We start from the raw sequence: 21842 nt of genomic DNA, 5'->3' as shown, positions 1-21842 counted from the left end.
TTTGTTCCGTGCTTGACATCAGCGGACAAGGGCTACTCTGGCAAGAACATTGAGCGCCCCGACTTCCAGCGGCTTCTGCAGGACATCCGGCTGGGCCTGATTAAGCGGGTGATCGTCTACAAGCTGGATCGGATTAGCCGTTCCATCGTGGACTTCGCAAAGCTCATGGAACTGTTCAAGCAGTACGATGTGGAGTTTGTGTCCTGCACAGAAAAGTTTGACACTTCCACACCAATGGGCCGGGCGATGCTCAATATCTGCATTGTCTTTGCCCAGCTTGAACGCGAAAGCATCCAGATGCGTGTGCAGGACGCTTTCTATTCCCGGTGTACCAAAGGCTACTATATGCGGGGGCGGACGCCATACGGTTTTGATACCGAGCCCATCGTCATGGACGGGATCAAGACAAAGAAGCTGGTAGAAAATGCGGAAATGGATTTTGCCGAGCTGATGTATCAAATGTATGCGGAGCCGGGCAATTCCTACGGCGACATATCCCGGTACTTTGCCGAGAACGACATCAAGGTTTATGACAAGTCCCTAAAGCGCGGGTTTATTGCTCAACTGCTGAGAAACCCTGTCTACGTCCAGGCCGATATGGACATCTACGAATACTTCAAGGCCCAGGGCGTAAAAATCGAAAGTCCCCCGGAAATGTTCACAGGGGACAATAGCTGTTATCTCTATCAAGGGCGCGAGGGCGAGGAGCCGATCCTCGTGATTGCTCCCCACCAGGGGCGCATCCCCTCCCAGCTCTGGCTGACTGTTCAGCGCAAGCTCTCACAAAACACGACATTCCAGAATGGCCGGAAATGCCATAACACATGGCTGGCCGGGAAAATCAAGTGCGGGCGCTGTGGTTATGCCCTGGCAAGTTTGAACGCCAGAAACGGTGTTACCTATTTGCGGTGCAAGCAACGGGCAGACAATAAGAGCTGCGAGGGTGCCGGTACGCTGACCGCGCAAAACATGGAGGCGTTTGTCTACGGCGAGATGGTTAAGAAGATGCGAAAATTCCACACGCTGAAAGGCGGTAAGGAACAAAGCTACAATCCGAAGCTGACCGCCGCCCGTGTTGCCCTGGCAAAGACGGAAAGCGAGATCGAGAAACTTCTGGACACTTTGTCCGGCGCTAATCCGCTTCTCCTGCAATACGCAAATACACGTATTGAGGAACTGGATGCGGAACGGCAGAAACAGCTCCGGCTGGTCGCAGACCTCACCGCTAATTCTGTTTCCGCTTCACAGATTGACAGCATTACGGGCTATCTCGATGACTGGGAGTCCGTGAGCTTTGACGATAAGCGCAAGGTGGTTGATATACTCATATCACAGATTGACGCTACCAGTGAGAGTGTTACAATCCACTGGAAAATCTAAAACCTTTTCACTTGGCATTATGCCCTTGTAAAAAATAGTTTGTCCTCTTGCAACTATACCTCGCCAAACAGCACGTCATCGTTCAGTTCCGCAAACTTAGGGGCAAAATCATTCAGGACATCCCTGCCCGCAGTCTGCTTTACCACGCCGGTATCTCCTATTTCAGATTCTTCTGGAAGAAGTCAACCAGCTTGTCGAAGGGGATAATGTCCATCCGGTCGTAAAGGTCCGTGTGGACGGCATCCGGGATGAGCAGCAGCTCCTTGTTGTCCCCCGTCAGCTTGGCGAAAGCGTCCTTGCCGAAATAGCAGGAGTGGGCCTTCTCGCCGTGCATGACCAGGACGGCGCTGCGAATCTCATGGGCATAGGCCAGGATGGGCTGATTCATAAAGGACATACAGCCGATGACGTTCCAGCCGCCGTTGGAGTTGAGGGACCGGGGATGATAGCCGCGCGGGGTCTTGTAGTAGTCGAAGTAGTCCTTGAAGTAGAAGGGGGCGTCCTCCGGCATGGGATCAGATACACCGCCGCCCAGGGCGTACTCGCCGCTTTTGTAGTCAGTCAGCCGCTGGGCGTTCAAAGCCTTGCGCTTGGCATAACGGGCTTCCTCGCTGTCCTCGGAATCAAAGTAGCCGTTGGCATTCACTCGGCTCATGTCGTACATGGTGGAGGCAACCGTGGCCTTGATCCGGGTATCCAGCGCGGCCACGTTCAGCGCCAGACCGCCCCAGCCGCAGATGCCGATAATCCCGATCTTCGACCGGTCCACATCGTCCCGGAGGGAGAGGTAGTCCACCGCCGCCTGGAAGTCCTCCGTGTTGATGTCCGGGGAGGCCATATAGCGGGGAGCGCCGCCGCTCTCGCCGGTGAAGGAAGGGTCGAAAGCAATCGTGAGGAAGCCCCGCTCCGCCATAGTCTGGGCATACAGGCCGGAGGACTGTTCCTTCACCGCGCCGAAGGGGCCGCAGACGGCGATGGCAGGCAGCTTGCCGGACGCACCCTTGGGAACGTAAAGGTCAGCGGCCAGCGTGATGCCGTAGCGGTTGCGGAATGTCACCTTGCTGTGATCCACCTTGCCGCTCTTGGGGAAGGTCTTATCCCACTCCTGGGTCAAAGTCAGTTTCTCGTTCATGATATATACTCCTTTGTTACGGTAGTTTCATATTTGTCCGATACAAGGTATGCCTGCTCCATAGTAAAAATAGGCTTTGAAAATCCCATTGTATTTGTTTCTTCCACAATATAATAATAAAATCAATAGAAATTATCTGGATAAATAATATTGTGCAAAAAGATCCTAACCTGTGCTAAAGACAAAAACACTTTGGTTCGCTATAATTTGCGTAAAGAAATGACAGAGTTGATAAAATTGAGGAAACATAGGAGGGATGATTTGAATAGTATTTTGCTTTTTTCGGCAGACGCTTCCATCAAATTTTCAAAAAAGGCAAAATGAGAAGTAATTTGTATTAAATTATTCAACATATCCGATTTGAGTGGGAATCCCATCATACAGACACGGATTCGGAGAGGAGCTTTGGAGTATGCTGCGTTTGGATGAAACATTTCACAATCCGGTCAAGCATCTGCTTCAAAATCAGAAAAAGGTACTGGGTGCTTGGCTGCAGATTGCGAGCCCCTTTGCAGCGGAGATTTTTGCAAAGGCCGGCGTGGATGCGCTGATGATTGATATGGAACACGGCCCCAATGATATTTTGAGTCTGATTGATCAAATGCGGGCGCTGGGGCGGTTTGACGGCGTGCCGCTGGTTCGGGTGCCGTGGAACGATATGGTGGTCATCAAGCGCATTTTGGATGCGGGCGCTTACGGGGTGCTAGTTCCCTACGTCAATTCCAAAGAGGAGGCCGAAAGCGCTGTGGCCGCCTGTAAGTATCCGACAATAGGTGTTTGGGGGGTGGCGCCCAGTCCCAGAGCGCCGGGCTGGAATATGAACAGCATGAATTACATGCTCCGCGCCAATGAAGAAATTCTGGTTATGACGGCGGTGGAGACTATGGAAGCGGTGAACAACATTGAGGAGATTGTACAGGTGGACGGACTGGATGGCATCTTTATCGGTCCCATGGATTTAGCAACCTCCATGGGATACTTCTGCGATCCCTCGGCCGAAGAGGTTCGGGCAGCTATCGAAAAGGTGGAGACTGCCGTTTTAAAATCCGGAAAGTTCCTGGCGTCGGTCGCAAACGGCATGGACGCGGCAAAAAAGAAATTTGACCAGGGCTATTCTTTGGTTATTCCCTTTGCCGACGGCGGTATGTTGGGAGCCGCCGCCAGAAAGAATGTGGAGCAGTTCCAGAGAATGTTTCCGGAACGATAACGATAAAGGGAGAGGTGAGAAGAACGGTGGAACGGGTGCTTGTGACCGAGGAAATTGCCGCCCCCGCTATGGATTTGTTGCGTAAGCACTTTGAAGTGGTGCAGGGGAGCGGCCCTGACCATGTAGCGGCGGAGCTTGCCGGCTGTGTGGGTATTTTGATTCGGATGGCGCATGTAACGGCCGAGGATATGGCGAAAAATCCGCAATTGCGGGTAATCGCAAAACATGGCATGGGATTGGACAAAATTGATGTTGAAGAGGCGACCAGACGGGGCATTGCTGTTGTCAATACTCCGTGGTCCAATTCTAACGCAGTCGCGGAGCATATTGTCATGTTTTTGCTTTCGCTCAGCAAGCGGACCGTATTGATGGACCGCCTGACCCGGAAAGATGGTTTTTTTAAGCGGGACACATATCAGTTGACCGAGTTGAAAGGCGCAACGCTTGGCATAATTGGTATGGGAAAAATTTCCCGCCTGGTTGTCAAGAAGGTCTGTGGACTTGAGATGAACGTCATCGCCTATGATCCTTTTGTATTGCAGGAGGATGTGAAAGACCTTCCGGTTCGTATGACAAGTGCGGAGGAGGTCTATAGAACCTCTGATTTTGTGGTTGTACATACATCGCTGACGAAGGACACGTATCATCTTGTTGGGGAAAAGGAGTTCGGGGCCATGAAAAAAACGGCGTATTTTATTAATGCGGCCCGGGGTGCCGTGGCGGATGAAGACGCACTGATTGCGGCGCTGAAGGCCGGATGGATTGCGGGGGCAGGACTAGATGTATTTGAGAACGAACCTCCCGCGGCAGATAATCCGTTGCTTGCCATGGATAACGTCATCGTGTCTCCCCACAATGCGGCGCTGACGGATAAGGCGTTGCTATCAATGGCTATGGATAGCGCGATGGGGATTATCGATTGTCTGGAGGGCCGAACGCCGCAGTATCTTTGCAACAGGGAACTTTTTTCGAAGAACGGATGAGACGGTGCCGGGGACCGGGGAAAACTAGGGATGAGAGGTAAGGCAAATGCTTGATTTTTTAATCAAAGGCGGCCACGTGATGGATCCTGCATCCGGGGAGAACGGAATCCGTGACATCGGCGTTCATAACGGAAGGATTGTAAAAACGGACGGAGAAGTACAAGCAGAGCATGTTGTGGATGCGGCAGGATGCTATGTGTTCCCAGGATTCATTGATGCACACGCGCATGCGTATTACCCCGGCAGCGGATTGGGCGTCCCGCCCGATTTACAGGCAGCGACCGGCGTAACTACAGTAATTGATGCGGGGACCGCCGGCTGGTCCAACTATGCGGCCTTTCATAACACCACGGTGGTAAACAGCATGGTCCGCGTGAAGGCGCTGGTCGCTTATAACAACTCCGGTCAAATCGAACTTGGATATGTGGAAAATTACGAGAGAGCCAGCGTCAAACCGGAAAAAATCCGGAGCATCCTGGAGCGCTATCCGGGGGAGGTCCTTGGAATCAAACTTCGCTTTCAAAAGGAAGTTACCGGCGAAACCGGCGTGCGTTATCTGAGAGAAGCGATCGAAGTCGCGGAAGAATGCGGGTGTCCGATAACGGTTCATACGACGAATCCTCCGGCAACGGCAAGCGAAATCGCTGATCTGCTGCGCCCCGGCGATGTGTATTGTCACTGCTATCAGGGAAAGGGGTCTACGATCATCGATAAGAACGGCCATGTTTATGAGGCTGTACGCAGCGCGAGAGAACGCGGAGTGCTGTTTGACGCGGCGAATGGCACAGGAAACTTTGCGTTTTCAACTGCCGTCGCGGCCATCAAAGACGGATTCTTCCCGGATATTATCAGCGCGGATAACGCTTCCAACTCCTATGGATTGGAGCTATATGCGAAAAATCTCCCCTTTGTGATGTCTAAGTATCTGACGTTGGGCTTGGAGCTGGAACAGGTGGTTCGCTGTGTGACGGAGAATCCGGCAAAACGATTGGGGATTCAAGAACGGATCGGGACTCTGGCCGAGGGCGCTGTTGCGGATATTGCCATTATGAAGCTTCTGAAAAAACCGCAGGTTTATTGGGACTCTGTGAAAGACCCCAGCACGCAGATGTACGGTGAGGAAATCCTGGTCCCGCAGATGACTTTGATCGGGGGCATGCCTGCGTTTAGGGCAAATGATTTCTAAGGAGGTGAGCGCATGAAAAAATTGAAATGGTGGGAGGAAAATTTTGAAGGATTCCTCCTGTCGATGATGCTGACAGCGCTGACGGCACTGGTTATTCTGCAGGTAATCATGCGGTATTTTGTGAATAATCCGCTGACCTGGTCCGAGGAACTCTGCAGAATGCTTCTGGTGTGGTCCGGGTTCTTCAGCATAGGTTTCTGCGCACGTAAAGGGACGACGATTTGCCTTGACACCGTCCTGAACCTCATGCCTCTTCCGATAAGACGAATAATTTTGAATGCGACAACCCTTTTTATGATTCTGCTGCTGCTCTGGCTTTTGAAAGGCGCTTATCAGCTGACCGTGGAAACCTATCGTGGAGGCAGCTTGCTTCCGGGGCTGCTAATCTCTCAGTATTGGCTGTATGTGGGTCCCATGGTAGGGATTGCGCTTGGTGTGATTCGCTTTATTCAATGCTTGTTACGCACACATTTCTACAGGAATATTGAAAAGAAGGAGGGATGATTTGTGTCCGTCGGCGCTTTTTTCCTGATCTTTTTTGCGGTGCTGTTTTTTGGTCTGCCCATTGCGGGCTGCTTTGGGTTCATGACGATCCTGCCAAATCTTGTGTCCGATTCTTTTCCTGTGGATGCTATGATGGCTGTGCGCACGATGGCCAACGGGCTCAACAGCTTTACCCTCTTGGCGATTCCGTTGTTTGTCCTTGCAGGCATCATTATGGCAAGGGGAGGAATTTCGGAAAAACTATTCAACTTTTTTGCATATTTTATTGGAAATAAAACAGCGGGATATCCCTGTGCGGTGGTTGCGACCTGCCTATTTTACGGTGCGATCTCCGGCTCGGCGCCCGCGACCACAGCGGCGGTTGGTAGCATGACCATTCCACTGCTGACCAGGCTGGGGTATGATAAGAAATTTACCGTTGCGCTGGTAGCCATCGCCGGCGGCTTGGGAGTGATTATCCCGCCCAGTATTGCCGCTTGGGAGGCTCTCGGCGCGGCGCCTACCCCGATGGATTGGGGCGAGGTCTATGTTGGACTGCAGCAGAAAATGATCGACGGTGTGGAACAGCCTTATTTCTCCATTTGCAGCTCCAAGCTGTACGAGGTGCAGGACTACATGCTGGAGACCAATCATATTGCCCAGCCCGCGGCGCTGTTCATGAGCGAAAAGGTGTATCAGGGTCTGCCTGCCGAGATCCAGGCCTTGATCGATGACTGCTCTGAAATTGCCACCCAGAAGACCCGTGAGACCACTGACAGCATGATGGCGGACCGCCTCCAGGAGATTAAGGATCACGGTGTGGAAGTTTCTCAGGTCACACCCGAACTGCTGGCGGAGATGCGTGAGCGTGTGGCACCTGCGACAGAACTCATCAAGCAGGATGTGGGCGAAGAGTTCTTCAATGCCTACGCTGCGGCGCGTGACGCTGCCAGATAACGGGTAGGCATTTGTAAAAATCGTGCACTCTCTTTGATAAGAATGCGAGCCTGTGAACCGCCGGAAAACAGGCTCGCGTTTTTACCGCTATTTTCTATGAATGGAGGACCATCCTGTGAGTGAAGCAGTACGATACATTGATTCTGAGAGTCTCCGCGTCTTTGTAGGGGAGCTCTTTGCAGCGGGCGGCATGCGCCTTCAGGAGGCTGAGTGGTACGCGGAAACCATCGTGCAGGCCAACTTGTGGGGGATTGACTCCCATGGTATCATTAGAGTACCGGCTTATTTCGACCGGATCCGAATCGACGCGATTAACCGTCGGGCGGAGATCCGGACTATCCGGAAAGCCCCGGCGATGACGCTGCTCGACGCGGATGGAGCGGCCGGCGCCGTAGCCGGCCGGGTGGCCATGGAGCAGGCTATAGAAGACGCCCGCATCCATGGTGTCGGTGTGTCCGGCGTAACCAACAGCAACCATTTTGGCGCAGCGGCATTATACAGCCAGCTGGCTGTCAAGCAGGGAATGGTGGGAATTGCCATGACGAATGTCAGGCCCTTGATCGCCGCTCCCGGAGCTAAATGCGCTGTGGTGGGAAACAACCCTTTCAGCATAGCGGTGCCGACGTATTGCGAGTTCCCCTTTTCTCTGGATATGTCCATGTCGGTAGTAGCCGGTGGGAAACTGCACTTGGCGGCGGCAAAGGGAGAGAAGATTCCCTTTGGCTGGGGGGTTGACAAGGATGGAGGGCCGACGGACGACCCCCGGAAGGCCCTGGAGGGCTTCCTGCTGCCAATCGGCGGCTATAAGGGCCTTGGACTGGCCTATGCGGTGGATATTTTAAGCGGCGTCATTACAGGCGGTTTGTTTGCGGATCAGATGCGGAGCATGTATCATGATCCGGACATTCCCAGTCTGACCGGGCACTTTATGGTCGCCATGGATATTTCCGCCTGGATTTCCCCGGAGGAAATGGGGAAGCGCATGGAATATTATCACCATTTTATTCAAGGCATTCCCATGGCGAACGGCGTATCCCCCTTAATCTTCCCCGGCGAGCTGGAGGCGCTTCAGGAGAAAAAACGCCGGAAAGAGGGGATCCCCGTTCCGATCAGTACAATGAAAACGCTGAAGCAGCTAAGAGAGGACTATGGTGTTCAGTCCTGGCTGCGCGAGACCCGAGGAGTAAAAAAGGACGGAAGCCTAGTATCTTAGCCGGACTTTCGCAGAATAAATCGGCGGATAACAGGAGGGCACCTATGCTGTTTGGATGTTGTATCCCAGTGAAGGCTTATGGATAGGCAGAGCGGGTCGGCTTTGATTTTGTGGAATTTTCCGGTATTGAGCTCTCCGCCATGACAGAGCCGGAGTTTCAGTAGACCTGCCGGACTGTCTGTGACAGGAGGATTCCATATCTGGCGCACAACAGCTATTGCAGTGGAATCCCCGTGATTGTGGGCGAGGGGTTTGACGCGGAGGCTGCCCGACTATATGCCGAGGGTCTTTGTACCCGCGCGGCAGCTTTGGGCGTGCGGATGATCGGTGTTGGCGCGCCGGACGCCCGCAGGATGTCTCCCGGATTTGATTACCGGCAGGCTGACGCCCAATGCCGGACCTTCTTAAAAGTTACGGCCGGCTACAAGGGCACCATGAGTATTGAAGCACCCGCGGAGGATTTGCTGCGGCAGGGGGCGGAAACGCTGAACATGCTGCGGCTGGCGGAGGGGTAACGATATGTTGGATTCTCTTTTCATTGGCTGCATCGCAGACGATTTTACCGGCGGCAGTGACGCGGCTTCTTTCCTGAGAAAGGCGGGCCTGCGAACAATCAATCCTTCTGAACGGGAAAGTTGGTCATCCTTCGTTCGCTCCTTTCGTCCCAGGTCTTTTGCAGCGTCGGCCCCGGCTTCCCCGCTTCCGAAGGCTGGCCTGATATACTGCTTGCCCCTGCTCCGGGTCGTACTTGGGACGGGAGTTCAGGTCAAGCTCCCCGGTGTGGCCCCGTGTCAGTTCTGCGCAGATCGTGCCGGGGGGCGCAGCCCGGGCCCTTCGCAATCGACACGGCGCTGTTCCCGTCTGCCCAGCGTTTTGCTATCACTTTTCTGTCGTTTAGGGTCAATGCCATAACTTTTTCGCCTCCTTCCCCGCTGGTGATATAAAAAAATCAGGTTAGACAGGTTCAAAAAATCTTGTCTAACCTAATGACAGGGGGTGCAGAAATTTCGGAGACGAGGACTTTTTCTTGACGGCTTTGACTCGTTAACTGAAAATTAGCACACATACAGTGGAAAAAGGAGCGTTTCGATATGGAAAGAATTGCGGTATATGGAGCGGGGACAATCGGTGCGTGTCAGGCGACGCTTGTGATCGGCAACGGGCTCCCATGTACGGTGATTGGCCATTCTGAAGAAGGTCTTGCGCGCTGCCGGGCTGCTGTCTCCCAGAACTGGGATGATCTTATCAGAGAGGGCCTTGCTTCCGAAAAAAATAAGCGCGCGGCCATGGCGGCATTGACCATTACGAACGACGCCTCCCTGCTGACGGGCAGCAGTTTTGTGTTTGAGGCTGTCAGCGAGGACCGAGAACAAAAATGCCAGGTATTTCGGACCATCGGACGCTATGCCGCCAATAACGCGATTATTGCGTCTTGCACTTCTTCCATCGATGCGGAGGAACTGGCCGCGATGATGAAGTATCCGGAACGTCTGCTGATCGCACACCCTTTTCAGCCGGTACATATGCTGCCTCTGGTAGAGGTCGTCCGGCACAATAAAACCTCCGATGAAACCTTACAACGTACGATCGCCTTGCTGAAGCGGCTGCACCGCAAGGTTGTCCTGATGAACCGTAGTGTTCCGGGCTTTTTAGTGAATCGCTTTGCACAGGCGCTCTTCCGGGAGGCTATTTATCTGATAGAAGAGGGGATTACCACGGCGGCCGATATTGACACGGCGGTTAAATACGCCATGGGGATGCGCTATAGTTCCATCGGACTGATGGAGTATTTTGATGCGGTAGGCTTTGATTTGGAAAAGAGAATCGCGGAAAATGTTTACCCCGACCTGTGTGATACAAAGGACATTCAGTCTTTGGTATTACAGGGCCTGGCTAGCCGCAAAACAGGCCAGGCGTCCGGAGGCGGTTTTTATGATTGGTCTGGTAAGGATGCGGATGATTTCCGTTACCGGAAGCAGCGGCCCTATTTTGAGGGCATCCGGGAATGGTGTATGCCCGGAGAGTAAATGTCTGCCTTCACTTCTAACTCCAGATTCTTTGGATGCTATATTTAGCGGCTCCGCAACATAACACAGGCAGCCTGTGTTGCCAGTCCGAGAAAAGAATATTATTTCCGAACGGAAGAGTCAGGCGTGATATGCCATACCTTGCGGCTGCCGTTGCGGACAGCGGCCCCAATTTTGCAAAATATAGTTTGTAAATTAGTTTTTACTTGCTGGATTGGCGGATAAGAGCAGAATGCGGCGGCTCGCTCACGGTTTGGGCATGGTGAATCCTGACACCCGCAGGGTTTTCACCCTGCGGGTGTGTTGTATGTGAAAGACCAAAAGTATTATATTAAATAAAATAATGCATGTAAAAAACGCATGAAAGTTTTTCGCCCAGCCGCCTGAGGCTTCTTTCAGAACAGGCTCTAAGCGGCGCCCCGCTTTATTTCACAGGAGTTTTATGAATAAATTACGCCAAAAATGGTATACAATTTCCATCCGGTCCAAGGTTATTCTTTTGGCAGGAGCCGTCCTGGCCGCCCTTTGGACCCTGGTAGCTATGGTGATGATACAGCTTCACAGCTTCAGCGGTCAATCCGCCATCATCATGGAGGAATACATGGACATTACCGGCTTCATGGACGCATTTTCTGCGGAAAATGTCTGTTTGGAGGCTTTTGTCCGGCAAATACAGCCTCCCGAGGCCCGAGAGGACTATCTGGCCGCGATCCAGGAGACAGACCAGCTTCTGCGTGAGCTCCGTCCCCACCAAAGGACGGACCGCCAGGGCGAGTATGCCCTGAAGCGGGCCATCAGCAACGCCATGGAGCACTACCGAGCGTCCCAAAGCGTACTGCTTTCTATTGAGGAGACGGATGAGATGATCGCGCCTTACCTATCCCTCCGCTCTCAGGCGGCCTATATTGACGGCTATTCCAGAGACTTGCTTCATGGCCGCATGGTACAGGGCGGCGGCCAGTGGCGGGAAATTACCGCCTCCAACAGCCGCAGCGGCCAGCGCTTCGCCCTGATTCTGGCGCTGGACACCGCGCTGATGGCTCTGGCCCTGCTGATTTTTACCCACAGCATTCTCAAACCCCTGACAGATCTGGGCCGGGCCGCCGATGAAATCAGCCGGGGCTGCTACGACGCGCCGCCTCTAGCCGTCCATGGCGACGACGAAATCGGCCGCACAGCCCATTCCTTCAACCTGATGCAGACAGAAATCCGGAAGACTATTCACGCGCTGGAACAACAGGCGGAAATGGAAAAATCCCTGCTGGAGAAGGAGGTGGAGGCCGCCCGGATGCATCGGCGGCTTCAGGAGCGGCGCTTTGCTCAGCTTCAGAGTCAAATCAATCCCCATTTCCTTTTCAATACCCTGAATACCATCGCCGCCCTGGCCCGGGAGGAGTCAGCCCCCTTGTCCGAGGAGCTGATCCTTCGTCTTTCCAGCTTCTTCCGCTACTCCCTGGAAAGTGATGAGAAGCTGGTGCCTTTAGGCCGGGAGATTCAGCTTTTGCGGGACTATATGGAGCTTCAGGAAACCCGATACGGCGACCGCATTACGATGGAAATTCATGCCGACCCATCCCTGAACAGCGTGGTCGTGCCGAAGCTCATTCTCCAGCCACTGGTGGAGAACTCTATCCTTCACGGGCTGCGGACTCGGGGGGGCGGCGGGCAGATCCGCATCCGTACCTACCGGGGCCGCCGGGGAGTGACAGTGATGGTATCGGACAACGGGTGCGGCTTCGATCCCCGGCGGATGAGACCGGAGTCCGGCCGGCACCGCTCTATCGGCCTGGATAATATTCGGGAGCGGATGGAGCTCAGCGGCGGACGCCTGGACATATTCAGCCGTCCCGGACTGGGCACTGCCGTACGCATCACCATTAAAGAGGAGGGCGAAGCGTGATTAAAATCCTGGTGGTCGAAGACGAACCCAAGAGCCGACAGGCACTGGCCAGCAGGCTCCGGGACATCTTAGGAGAAACCGCTTTGATCGAACTGGCGGCAGACGGCAGCGAAGCGGTCTCAAAGGCCGCTCAGGTCCAGCCGGACCTGGTTTTCATGGACATCGAAATGCCTCTGAAAAGCGGCGTGGAGGCAGCGGCGGTCATCAAGCGCCAACGGCCTGAAACCCACATTGTCTTTCTCACCGCTTACGACCGCTTCGACTACGCCGTAGGCGCGCTCCGCTCCGGCGGGGAGGAATACCTCCTAAAGCCCGTTCCCGAGGCAGACCTGCGGGAAACGCTGCAAAAGTTCTTCAACGTAGCGCCGGAGGGGACTCACAAGGTTTCTCCCTTTGAGGCGGAGCTGGACGTCTGGGTGCGCCGGCACTATACAGAGGACGCCGCCCTGGAGGACGCGGCGGCCAGCATGGGTATGAGTCCCTTTTACTTCTCCCGCCAGGTGAAGGCCGCCACCGGCAAAACCTTTCTGGAATTTGTCACTGACTACCGCATTCAGCGGGCCAAGCAGCGGCTGCTGTCCACAGAGCTGCCCATCAGCGACATAGGACGGGCGGTGGGCTACCCCGATTCCAACTATTTCACCAAGGTCTTCAAGCGAACGGTAGGCTGCACACCCTCTGCCTACAGGTCCTCTAAAACCTGACAAAAGGATTTTCAGCGGCAGGCTTTGCCTGCCGCTGTCGATTTTGCACAAAATCGGTCAACGTAATTTGGAGTTTACAAAAAAATGAACGGTCTAAACGCAAAACTTTACGATTTCCTCCCCCCTTACTTTTCAGTAAAATAAAAATATAAGATTTGACGCCGCATTTGCGGGTCAAAATACGAAGAAATGAGGAGAAAAAGTATGAAAAAGTCTCTTGTGACCCTGCTGGCAGTTGTCATGCTGCTGGCTCTGTGCGCCGGCTGCAGCGGCAATAACGGCGGCTCCGCCGGCGACAGCACACCCGCTGCCAGCGGCGGCGAATCCGCCCCTGACAGCGGCAGTGCCAGCGGCGAATCCGTGGTCCTGCGGCTGGCCAACAGCCACAACGCCGAGCACATCACCAGCCAGGCCTGCCAGATGTTCGCCGACCTGGTGAATGAGAAGACCGGCGGACGCATCACCATCGAGTGCCATTTCGCCGGCGAGCTGGGCGACGAGCGCTCCACCATTGAGCAGTGCCAGTTTGGCGGCCTGGATTTCACCCGCGTGTCCTCCGGCGCCTCCGCCGAATTCGCGCCTTTGATGAACGCTCTCCAGATGCCCTATGAGTACACCAGCGTCGATCACCTCTTCGAGGTTCTGGACGGCGAGATCGGCCAGGAGGTCTTCGAGACCTTTAAAAACAACAACCTGGTTGGCATCACTTACCTCCATCCCGGCTCCCGGAACTTCTTCAACTCCATTCGGGAAATCCACACCCCCGCCGATATGGCCGGTATGAAGATCCGCGTCTCCGAGTCCGATCTGATGCTGACTCTGATGAGCAGCCTGGGTGCCGCCGGCGTGGGCCTGCCCTTCAACGACACCTACTCCTCCATCCAGACCAGCGTGGTGGATGGCGCTGAGAACAACATGACCTCCTATATCGAAATGTCCTTCTGGGAGGTCGCTCCTTACTGGACCTATGACGGCCACTCTTACATGCCCGACATGATTCTGGCTTCCAAGCAGACCATGGACAAGCTGTCCGCCGAGGACCAGCAAATCATCTTTGACTGCGCCAAGGAGGCGGAGATTTGGCACCGTGACGCCTGGGAGGAATCCGAGGCCAAGAACGCCAAGATCGCCGAGGAGAAGGGCTGCACTCTGACCACCCTGACCCCCGATGAGCTGAAGGCCTTCCAGGATGCCGTCGCTCCCATGTACGACAGCTTCTTGGACGCCGATCAGCAGGCCATCGTGGAGCGCGTCCAGGCCCTGGGCTGATTCCACGCAGATAAAGGGCGGCCTCACGGCCGCCCGTTTTAAATGAAACATGTAAATATGGGGAAGGAGGCCACCCATGAACCTTTTGCGGAATATCTGCCGTACGCTTTTTAAGGCGCTGGAATGGTTCGCCATCATCTGCATGGTGGTTTTGACTCTGATCGTCTTTATGGACGTCATCCTGCGCTATATCTTTAAGCAGGGCTTCTCCTGGACCCAGGAGATCGCCACGCTGATGCTGGTCTGGTTCAGCTTTATCGGCATGGCCATCGGTGTGCTGGAGAAAATTCATATCAGCATTGAGATGTTTACCTCCAAGCTGCCGGGCAAGGTCATTACCGTTCTGGAGTGCTTCAACCACATTCTGATCGCCGTTTTTGGCGGAGCGATGATTTACTTCGGCGCTGTTATCATGGATATGACCAAGCTCTCCACTATGCCCGCCACAAAGCTGCCCAGCTCCGTGCTGTACATCATTCTGCCCCTGTCCGGCGTTCTTGTACTGCTGAACGCGGTATTGGTGGCGGCACGGCAGGACAAAAAGATTTTCCCGGAAAACAGCCCGGAGAAGGAGGATCACAATGCCTGATACCACCATTGCCATCGCCATTATGCTGGGGTCCTTCGTAATCCTGCTGGCGATCCGTATGCCTATTTCCTTCACGCTGGCCATCTCCTCCATCCTGACGAGCCTGTATCTGAACGTCCCCCTGGCCACACTTTTTCAGCGGATGGTCAACGGCGTGCAGTCCTTCTCCCTGCTGGCGATCCCATTCTTTATCCTGGCCGGCGAGATCATGGGCCAGGGCGGCATTTCCCGCCGGCTCATCACGTTGGCAAATGCCTTCGTGGGCTGGATGCGGGGGGGCTTGGCCCAGGTGAACATCCTGGCCTCCATGTTCTTCGGCGGCATCTCCGGCTCCGCCGTAGCTGATACCTCCTCTATCGGCTCCATCCTCATCCCCATGATGACGGACTCCGGCTACGACAAGGACTTCTCCGTGGCCGTCACCGTCACCTCCTCCTGCCAGGGCGTGATGATCCCCCCCTCTCACAACATGATCCTCTTCGCCATGGCGGCTGGCGGCGGCGTGTCCATCGGCCAGCTCTTCATGGGCGGCCTCATTCCCGGCGTGCTGCTGGGCATCGCCCTGATGGTCATAACCGCCATCATCGCCCGAAAGCGGAACTATCCCAAGGGCCGTATGATGTCTTCCAAAGAAATCTGGAAGGCCACCAAGGACGCTCTCCTGGGCCTTATGACCTGCATCATCATTGTGGGCGGCGTTATCTTCGGCTGGTTCACCGCCACTGAATCCGCTGCTGTGGCGGTGGTATACGCTTTTATCGTCACCTTCTTCGTTTACCGGGAGATTCCCCTGCGGCAGTTTGGAAATATCCTCCGCAAATCTTTGCGGACCATCGCTATGGTTATGGCCCTGATCTCCACCGCCTCTATGTTCGGCTGGCTGCTGGCTTACCTGAAAATCCCCACCATGGTCACAAATCTGCTGTTAGGCATTTCGGACAACAAGGTAGTCATCCTCCTGCTGATCAACGTTATGTGTCTGGTGCTGGGCTGCATCATGGATATGGGGCCACTGATTTTGATCCTGACCCCCATTCTTCTCCCCGTAGCTACCCAGCTGGGTATGGCCCCGGTACAGTTCGGCGCCATGCTGATTCTGAACCTAGCCATCGGCCTCTGCACGCCGCCGGTAGGCGCCGCCCTCTTTGCGGGCTGCTCCATTGGGCGCATCAAAATTGAGGAGGCCACCAAGGCCTGTCTGCCCTTTTATGCCATGATGATCCTTGTGCTGATGCTGGTGACCTTCTTCCAGCCCTTGTCCATGTTTGTGCCGACCCTGATGATGGGCTGATTGGAGATGGAAGCTATCATCAGCAAGGCCGCGGGCCTGGCCCTTATGATTTTGGCGGGCTATGGCCTGAAACGCCTCGGCGTCTTCCGCCAGGAGGACGCCAAGGTCCTCTCCCGCATCGTCATCAATCTGACTCTTCCGGCAGCTCTGATCGGCAGCTTCAAGACCTTCCGTTTTGACGCCGGTTTCCTGGTACTGATTCTCATTGCGGCTGCCGGCAATCTGGCAATGTTCTTCGCGGGTCTTTGGCTGAGCCGGAAACGGGACGCTCCCACTCAAGCCCTCTACGCTCTGAATGCCTCCAGCTATAACATTGGCTGCTTTGTGCTGCCCTTTGCCCAGAGCTTTCTCCCGGCAGAGGCGCTGATCGGCTTATCGATGTTTGACGCAGGAAACTGCCCCTTCAACTCCGGACTCTCCTACACCCTGGTAGCTGCCAGAGCCGGCGGAGAGCAGGCCCGTCCCGGATTTGTGCTGGGCCGCCTGGCCCGTTCCGTTCCCTTCATGACATATTTGATCCTGATGCTCCTGTCAGTTCTCAATATCCGCCTGCCGGAATTTGTGTATCAGACTGCCGCCACTGTGGGCGGAGCCAATACCTTCCTGGCGATGCTGATGATCGGCGTCCTCTTCGATCTCCAGGTAGAGCGGGAGGACCGGAAACAGCTCACAGAAATTCTTGTCCTCCGGTATGCCGGAAGTCTCGCCATGTGCGTGTTGATCTGGCTGCTGCCTCTGCCTCTGCTCATCCGGCAGGTCTCGGTACTGGCTATGCTGGCGCCTATACCATCAGTATCAATGGTGTTTTGCGAAAAATGCGGCTGCAAGCCCTCGCTGTACGGTGTGGCCAACTCTCTAAGTTTGGCAGTCAGCCTGTGTCTGACATTTCCCATGCTGATACTCTTGCAGCTATAGTCAATAAACTCGAAAAGCAGCGCTGATGCTTTTCAGCGGCGGAAACCGTCAGGTCCGCTGAAAGCAGCCAGTCCGTTTGATCCCGCAGCTCGGTAAACATGCGCTCCCCGCACTGGCAGGTCTGCCGGTCGAGGAGCTGCAATCTACCGCTTTTCAACCTTACTTGACTATATAAGCGATGCAGGCAAAGGGCGGTTGGGTGAATTTTATACATATAAGTACCTAAAGCCGCTTGTGCTGTTTCATAATGGTTGCGCTTACGGTGTCTACAATGGCATTTGCGCCCTGTACCTGCCTGACCGCCACACCGTTTACATAGATTTCAAGGTCTGCCATCAGCTTGACAAAATCCGGGTGTGCCGCCAACTCGCACAGCGGAGCATTATCCACCCGCCCGCTTTTCAACAGGTCAATCATTCTGTCACTCAAACGCAGGTCTGCAAGATCAGCGTTTGGGTGACGATTCATTTCAGACAGCCCCAGCAGATAGTCGGTGGTCACGCCGTAAAACTTTGCCAGCTTGATAAGGGCATAGTGGCTGATGTCTTTGAAATCGTCTGCTTCATAACTGCCCAACGCAGACTTGGAGAGGTTTGTCTGCTCCGCAAGCTGTTCCAGCGTCAAGCCACGCTCTACACGCAGGTCTTTTAAGCGCTCTTGGATTGTTAAACTCATCTGATACTCCTCTTGCTATTCATCGGGCAAATTTTCTATGTATCTGCATCTTGGATAATTGGAGCAACCCAAAAACCTTTTCCTGCGCTTCTGCTATGCCAGGGTAAAGGCGCATCTGACGGCGTTGGACAGCGGGGCAAATACCGCCGCTTAACCGAATGCAACGAGCACTTTCAGCCGGTTCGCAAAAAATCCTCGCTGACCGGCTTGTCTTGTTATACCCTTTTTCGGCTACCAAATTCCTTCAAGATTTTTTTGTTTGAGGGCTTGACATGTATTTGCAGGTTTGCCGCTGCTACCTACGTATATCCTGACCCGGCTGTAATTCAAAAGCTATATCCCGTTCTCCCACTCGCTTTTCAACAGACGCAGAAACTCCTTGGAAGCCTTTGAGAAAACCTGATACTTTTTCCACACGATACAAAGCCCAGCCTCCAAGGTGGGAGATAGCGGGCGGAAGCAAGGCTCACTGTCTCCAGTGGTGTTGATGATTTTATCCAATGCAATGGCATAACCGATTCCTTTTTTCACAAACAGGGACGCATTAAAGATGGCCTTTTCATCTTCGACGATTAGAATGGTTGCCAAAGAAATCACCCCCTTTTTCTACCAAACATTATAGTTCTATTCTTGCAAGAACACAAGCGATAAAACTGCAAGGATAAGAAGACGTAACTATGTGCCGCCACATACAACAAAGCGACCAGACGGACTTTTCCCACTGGTCGCTTTAGCAATTAACAGTAAATCAGTTCCAAAAAAATGATTTCCTCAACTTTGGCCTTGCAGTTATTCATTAGCCCCACCCACGCCATCTGGTCATGCGCTTTCAATTTCTCTGTTACACCAGCAGCTATCATGAATTGGGGCAGGAGTGTGTCCATGTGTTGTTCTGCCATCCGCTCGACACCCTTTAGGTGATCGGCCAGCTAGCCGCTGTTTACCAGCACCATCCATAACTTGGGTCGATGCTTCCGGAGATAGTCACGTCGAAGATCACCGTACTTGCCATAGAATACATCCTGTTCCGGTTCCTCATCAAGTATCAGATCGGGGATGTAGTAGTCGCCTACTCGGATGTAAGTCAATTCTGCCATAATGAGCCGTCTTGTTTTCAAATCCTATTATCCTATTTTTTCCGCGAAAAGTCCAGTTGATCGTGTCCCTGTTCGTGAATTTTTGTGGACAACTGAACTCGTCACAAGGTATTATGGCATATCCCTTCATCCTATAGGACAGGAACGCGTATGAAAACCTTACACATTTTTTCAAATCTGCAGTCCCTTTTGCATCTGATCCCGATTGAATATTCAGGGGGTATGCACCGCTGTTATCTTCTGACACTATCATACTAACGGACCAGAGCATGGTCAAGCCCCGCTCCTTTAAGCAAAGACCGGCTGAAAAGGACGGAGGCCCTGCATCTCAGGGTCTCCGTCCTTCTCTTACGCCTTTACAGCTCTTTTAGAAGTTCCTCCGCAGATACGCCATACAGCTTTGCCAGGGCAATCAGATTCGCCGTGGAGGGGTCGGACGTGCCGTTTTCCCATTTGCTGACCGCCTGCTGGCTGACGCCCACCGCCTCCGCCACGAACTCCTGGGACATCCTGCACCGGGCCCGGTTCTCCCGGAGCCTCTCCCCAAGGGTCCCCCGGACTTCCTTGGCCTCCGCTCTCGCCGGACTGCCCTTGATATACTTGCGCAGTGCCCTGACAACGAGAAGAATCAGGTACACGAAGAGAGCAGGAGCTGCTTGTCCAGATTGTACTTCACCCGCCCGTGGTCCACGTTGACGGCATAGCTCCAGATGCGGCCCGCCATGGGCTTGACGTTGTTGGGCCAGCTAACCTGAGAGAAGATCTCCTCCAGATGCCGCCGGATGGTGAAGAAGCTCCGGTGGAGTACGTTCGGGAACAACCGGCTCTGCCGGAAGGGGACGGCCTGGGGGACGTGCTTGTCCTGCCCGTAGATCTCCGGCTTTTCCAGGAGGGCGTAGCTCTCGGCACAGAAGTCGTCGAAGTAAAGACAGATGTACCGACCGCCGCTTTTCATCAGCACTAGGGACCGCCGGGGCTCATAGTCCATGGGCGGCTCATCCACCGGGAAGGCGCACGTCCAGGACCACTCCAGCCGCTCCACCCGGCCCGTTGAGAAAAGCGTCAGCAGCTCCTCCAGCTTCTCCGCCGTGACCGCCTCCCCGTGGAGCTCCACCGGGGTACTCCACAGGGGCGGGAGGTCCTTGTCCTTACTGCGGACGGCATAGTCCCACTGGACATAGACCGCCTCCGGCAGGACCTTCAGCGCCTCCATGGGGAAGCCCTTGGGGTGGAGCTGGCCGTCCAGGAGCTGCTTTGCCAGGGCCTCGGCGGCCTGGGCGTCCCGGACGTCCTCGAATTGCTCCATCAGCTTCTGTCCGAAGGGCGTCTGCTGGAACAGGGCCAGCACCCGGTCCCGCTGGAACCAGATGCAGACGTACAGCACCTCCGTGTTCTCGGCAAAAATCTGATAGGGCAGAAAACTGACCGGAGGCAGGGACCGGGCCCACTCCGGTTCCTCCGCGTCCTCCATGCCCACCGCATCGGGAATGGGAAGCCCGCAGACCTGATCGGCAAGGCAGGCGGCGATGAAGGTCCGTCCCTCCTCCGGGGCGGCGGTGTCCTCCAGACGGCGGAGGATTTCCGCTTTCACGGTTTCGTACTGATTGTAGTAGGCGGCGGTGATGGGCAGAAGCCGCAGGAACGGGGCATCTATATGTGCCTCATCCACAATACTCCTCCAGTGGTTATGAACCTGAAAAAGATACGCCGGCTGATGAAGAAATATGGCTTGCAATGTCCGATCCGGAGAGCAAATCCCTACCGAAAAATGAAGAACGCAATGAAAACAAACAACTACGCGCCCAACCTTTTAGACCGTGAATTTGAGAGTTATGGCCCCCGGCTCGTACTTCTCACAGACATTACCTATATCTCCTGGGGCGGTTCATTCCTCTACCTGTGCGTGATCATGGACGCATACACAAAGCAGGTACTCTCCTATGCCCTTAGCCCGTCTCTGGAAGTTGACTTTGTGCTGGATGCGGTCGATATTTTGATACGGGAGCATGGCGTCTCGCTTTACGCGCAGGCCGTGATCCACAGCGACCAGAGCTGCCATTACACCAGCTGCAAATTTATTGAACTTGTTGAGCGCAACGATCTTCGCCGCTCTATGTCCCGCAAAGGAAATTGCTGGGATAACGCGCCGCAGGAGAGTTTCTTTGGACATATGAAAGATTTGATTGACTTAACAGGTGCTCTCTCTTTTGACGAAGTAAAAGCGGTTATTGACGATTAGGTGACAAATACTTCAGATTCATTCGGCCTGCTGTCCTTTTTATTGCCTGTCCAAATATTGGGGTGTCTATTTCTTATTTTGTCCTTGACAAAGGGGACACTTCAAGTCGGAAATTCCGACTTCTAGAGGTCGAGAAAATCGACTTCTAGAGGTTTCAAAAACCGACCCTAATAAGACTAATAAGAATCAAACAGAGTTTATTCAAATCAATCTATCCATCCCTTCGCACCGACCACCAGGGCCGGAGGGGATAGCTCGATACGAACGTAGAAAACAAATACCAGATGTCTACGGAGGACGATCTGCGCTCCGCTGTTGTGCTGGACTTCTCCAGGAAGAACAAGCCTATCCGAAAACCACGCCCGGACGAGGCTCTAAACCGGCACCGCTTGCGGCGCAGTCCCAGCAAGTATGTCGTCTGTTAAACAGACGACCCTTGTTAGGGGGAACTCCCCCTAATACCCCTGTGAAATGCGTCTCACGGTGAGCAATGCCATTAAGTTAACCAATAAATTCCAAAAGAAAAAAAGCCTTGACAAAGGCAAAAAAATGTGCGGCAAGGCCCTGAAAACGAGATTGATTTTCAGGGGGCGGG

21 protein-coding genes and 3 pseudogenes are annotated in these 21842 nt (G+C 54.1%); 17 read left to right on the top strand and 7 right to left on the bottom strand.

Annotated features, from left to right (window positions below; genetic code table 11):
* The first annotated feature begins 12 nt into the window (after positions 1–12).
* Positions 13–1380 carry a recombinase family protein gene (locus Q1M04_RS08675; RefSeq protein ID WP_300447345.1) on the top strand — a complete coding sequence of 456 codons (1368 nt, stop codon included), beginning with the start codon at positions 13–15 and terminating at the stop codon, positions 1378–1380.
* A 157-nt stretch (positions 1381–1537) separates the two neighbouring features.
* On the opposite strand, the gene Q1M04_RS08665 is transcribed toward Q1M04_RS08675, so the two are convergent.
* Positions 1538–2512: an alpha/beta hydrolase gene (locus tag Q1M04_RS08665; protein WP_300447342.1), complete on the bottom strand. Its 975-nt coding sequence runs from the start codon at positions 2510–2512 to the stop codon at positions 1538–1540.
* A gap of 412 nt (positions 2513–2924) precedes the next feature.
* On the opposite strand from Q1M04_RS08665, the gene Q1M04_RS08660 reads away from it, so the two are divergent.
* The 15 genes from Q1M04_RS08660 to Q1M04_RS08590 all read left to right on the top strand — a co-directional run bounded on the left by Q1M04_RS08660 (position 2925) and on the right by Q1M04_RS08590 (position 17236).
* On the top strand, positions 2925–3719 hold the full coding sequence (locus Q1M04_RS08660) for an HpcH/HpaI aldolase/citrate lyase family protein (protein ID WP_300447338.1): 795 nt from the start codon (positions 2925–2927) through the stop codon (positions 3717–3719).
* A gap of 26 nt (positions 3720–3745) precedes the next feature.
* Positions 3746–4702: a hydroxyacid dehydrogenase gene (locus Q1M04_RS08655; protein WP_300447336.1), complete on the top strand. Its 957-nt coding sequence runs from the start codon at positions 3746–3748 to the stop codon at positions 4700–4702.
* A 46-nt stretch (positions 4703–4748) separates the two neighbouring features.
* The gene (locus Q1M04_RS08650; protein WP_300447333.1) at positions 4749–5888 is read left to right on the top strand and encodes an amidohydrolase family protein; all 1140 of its coding nucleotides are present in this window, start codon (positions 4749–4751) and stop codon (positions 5886–5888) included.
* A gap of 12 nt (positions 5889–5900) precedes the next feature.
* On the top strand, positions 5901–6392 hold the full coding sequence (locus Q1M04_RS08645; protein ID WP_300447331.1) for a TRAP transporter small permease: 492 nt from the start codon (positions 5901–5903) through the stop codon (positions 6390–6392).
* A 3-nt stretch (positions 6393–6395) separates the two neighbouring features.
* Complete coding sequence (gene dctP / locus Q1M04_RS16150) at positions 6396–7328, top strand: TRAP transporter substrate-binding protein DctP (protein WP_366140818.1); 933 nt, start codon at positions 6396–6398, stop codon at positions 7326–7328.
* A gap of 115 nt (positions 7329–7443) precedes the next feature.
* The gene (locus Q1M04_RS08630; protein ID WP_300447329.1) at positions 7444–8541 is read left to right on the top strand and encodes an Ldh family oxidoreductase; all 1098 of its coding nucleotides are present in this window, start codon (positions 7444–7446) and stop codon (positions 8539–8541) included.
* A gap of 353 nt (positions 8542–8894) precedes the next feature.
* A complete protein-coding gene (locus Q1M04_RS08625; protein ID WP_300447326.1) occupies positions 8895–9056 on the top strand; it encodes a hypothetical protein in 162 nt (53 codons plus the stop codon).
* Between the two features lie 4 nt (positions 9057–9060).
* Positions 9061–9453, top strand: a complete 393-nt coding sequence (locus tag Q1M04_RS16145; protein WP_366140817.1) for a four-carbon acid sugar kinase family protein — start codon at positions 9061–9063, stop codon at positions 9451–9453.
* A gap of 179 nt (positions 9454–9632) precedes the next feature.
* Positions 9633–10568, top strand: a complete 936-nt coding sequence (locus Q1M04_RS08620; protein ID WP_300447324.1) for a 3-hydroxyacyl-CoA dehydrogenase family protein — start codon at positions 9633–9635, stop codon at positions 10566–10568.
* 442 nt (positions 10569–11010) lie between these two features.
* A complete protein-coding gene (locus Q1M04_RS08615) occupies positions 11011–12468 on the top strand; it encodes a sensor histidine kinase (protein WP_300447321.1) in 1458 nt (485 codons plus the stop codon).
* Complete coding sequence (locus Q1M04_RS08610) at positions 12465–13172, top strand: helix-turn-helix domain-containing protein (protein ID WP_300447318.1); 708 nt, start codon at positions 12465–12467, stop codon at positions 13170–13172. Before Q1M04_RS08615 ends, Q1M04_RS08610 begins: the two co-directional genes overlap by 4 nt.
* Positions 13173–13376: 204 nt before the next feature.
* Complete coding sequence (locus tag Q1M04_RS08605) at positions 13377–14441, top strand: TRAP transporter substrate-binding protein (protein ID WP_300447315.1); 1065 nt, start codon at positions 13377–13379, stop codon at positions 14439–14441.
* Positions 14442–14517: 76 nt separating this feature from the next.
* Complete coding sequence (locus tag Q1M04_RS08600; protein ID WP_300447312.1) at positions 14518–15030, top strand: TRAP transporter small permease; 513 nt, start codon at positions 14518–14520, stop codon at positions 15028–15030.
* Positions 15023–16321 carry a TRAP transporter large permease gene (locus Q1M04_RS08595; RefSeq protein ID WP_300447309.1) on the top strand — a complete coding sequence of 433 codons (1299 nt, stop codon included), beginning with the start codon at positions 15023–15025 and terminating at the stop codon, positions 16319–16321. The genes Q1M04_RS08600 and Q1M04_RS08595 overlap by 8 nt, the downstream gene beginning before the upstream one ends.
* A gap of 6 nt (positions 16322–16327) precedes the next feature.
* Positions 16328–17236, top strand: a complete 909-nt coding sequence (locus Q1M04_RS08590; protein WP_300447306.1) for an AEC family transporter — start codon at positions 16328–16330, stop codon at positions 17234–17236.
* Positions 17237–17470: 234 nt separating this feature from the next.
* Here the strand turns inward: Q1M04_RS08590 and Q1M04_RS08585 are convergent.
* From Q1M04_RS08585 to Q1M04_RS08565, 6 genes and pseudogenes are all read right to left on the bottom strand, one after another.
* A pseudogene (locus Q1M04_RS08585) lies at positions 17471–17911 on the bottom strand (helix-turn-helix transcriptional regulator); the annotation flags it as partial.
* Between the two features lie 15 nt (positions 17912–17926).
* A pseudogene (locus Q1M04_RS16140) lies at positions 17927–17995 on the bottom strand (topoisomerase DNA-binding C4 zinc finger domain-containing protein); the annotation flags it as partial.
* A gap of 249 nt (positions 17996–18244) precedes the next feature.
* Complete coding sequence (locus Q1M04_RS08580; protein WP_366140816.1) at positions 18245–18499, bottom strand: hypothetical protein; 255 nt, start codon at positions 18497–18499, stop codon at positions 18245–18247.
* 149 nt (positions 18500–18648) lie between these two features.
* Positions 18649–19008 (bottom strand): annotated as a pseudogene (locus Q1M04_RS08575) (TnpV protein).
* A 356-nt stretch (positions 19009–19364) separates the two neighbouring features.
* Positions 19365–19646: a helix-turn-helix transcriptional regulator gene (locus tag Q1M04_RS08570; RefSeq protein WP_300447303.1), complete on the bottom strand. Its 282-nt coding sequence runs from the start codon at positions 19644–19646 to the stop codon at positions 19365–19367.
* On the bottom strand, positions 19637–20677 hold the full coding sequence (locus Q1M04_RS08565; protein ID WP_300447301.1) for a hypothetical protein: 1041 nt from the start codon (positions 20675–20677) through the stop codon (positions 19637–19639). The genes Q1M04_RS08570 and Q1M04_RS08565 overlap by 10 nt, the downstream gene beginning before the upstream one ends.
* A gap of 18 nt (positions 20678–20695) precedes the next feature.
* Here Q1M04_RS08565 and Q1M04_RS08560 point away from each other — a divergent pair, with 18 nt between their 5' ends.
* The gene (locus Q1M04_RS08560; RefSeq protein WP_300447298.1) at positions 20696–21247 is read left to right on the top strand and encodes an IS3 family transposase; all 552 of its coding nucleotides are present in this window, start codon (positions 20696–20698) and stop codon (positions 21245–21247) included.
* Positions 21248–21842: the final 595 nt, after the last annotated feature.

Origin of the sequence: uncultured Oscillibacter sp., from assembly GCF_950073225.1 — a bacterium.
Classification (GTDB): Bacteria; Bacillota; Clostridia; order Oscillospirales; family Oscillospiraceae; genus Oscillibacter.
This window is presented reverse-complemented; position numbering and strand designations above follow the sequence as displayed.

Coding starts and splice junctions, on each gene's coding strand:
- Q1M04_RS08665 (WP_300447342.1), bottom strand. CDS start 2,512: ATGAACGAGAAACTGACTTTGACCCAGGAGTGGGATAAGACCTTCCCC.
- Q1M04_RS08660 (WP_300447338.1), top strand. CDS start 2,925: ATGCTGCGTTTGGATGAAACATTTCACAATCCGGTCAAGCATCTGCTT.
- Q1M04_RS08650 (WP_300447333.1), top strand. CDS start 4,749: ATGCTTGATTTTTTAATCAAAGGCGGCCACGTGATGGATCCTGCATCC.
- Q1M04_RS08645 (WP_300447331.1), top strand. CDS start 5,901: ATGAAAAAATTGAAATGGTGGGAGGAAAATTTTGAAGGATTCCTCCTG.
- Q1M04_RS08625 (WP_300447326.1), top strand. CDS start 8,895: ATGTCTCCCGGATTTGATTACCGGCAGGCTGACGCCCAATGCCGGACC.
- Q1M04_RS16145 (WP_366140817.1), top strand. CDS start 9,061: ATGTTGGATTCTCTTTTCATTGGCTGCATCGCAGACGATTTTACCGGC.
- Q1M04_RS08620 (WP_300447324.1), top strand. CDS start 9,633: ATGGAAAGAATTGCGGTATATGGAGCGGGGACAATCGGTGCGTGTCAG.
- Q1M04_RS08615 (WP_300447321.1), top strand. CDS start 11,011: ATGAATAAATTACGCCAAAAATGGTATACAATTTCCATCCGGTCCAAG.
- Q1M04_RS08605 (WP_300447315.1), top strand. CDS start 13,377: ATGAAAAAGTCTCTTGTGACCCTGCTGGCAGTTGTCATGCTGCTGGCT.
- Q1M04_RS08600 (WP_300447312.1), top strand. CDS start 14,518: ATGAACCTTTTGCGGAATATCTGCCGTACGCTTTTTAAGGCGCTGGAA.
- Q1M04_RS08595 (WP_300447309.1), top strand. CDS start 15,023: ATGCCTGATACCACCATTGCCATCGCCATTATGCTGGGGTCCTTCGTA.
- Q1M04_RS08590 (WP_300447306.1), top strand. CDS start 16,328: ATGGAAGCTATCATCAGCAAGGCCGCGGGCCTGGCCCTTATGATTTTG.
- Q1M04_RS08560 (WP_300447298.1), top strand. CDS start 20,696: ATGAACCTGAAAAAGATACGCCGGCTGATGAAGAAATATGGCTTGCAA.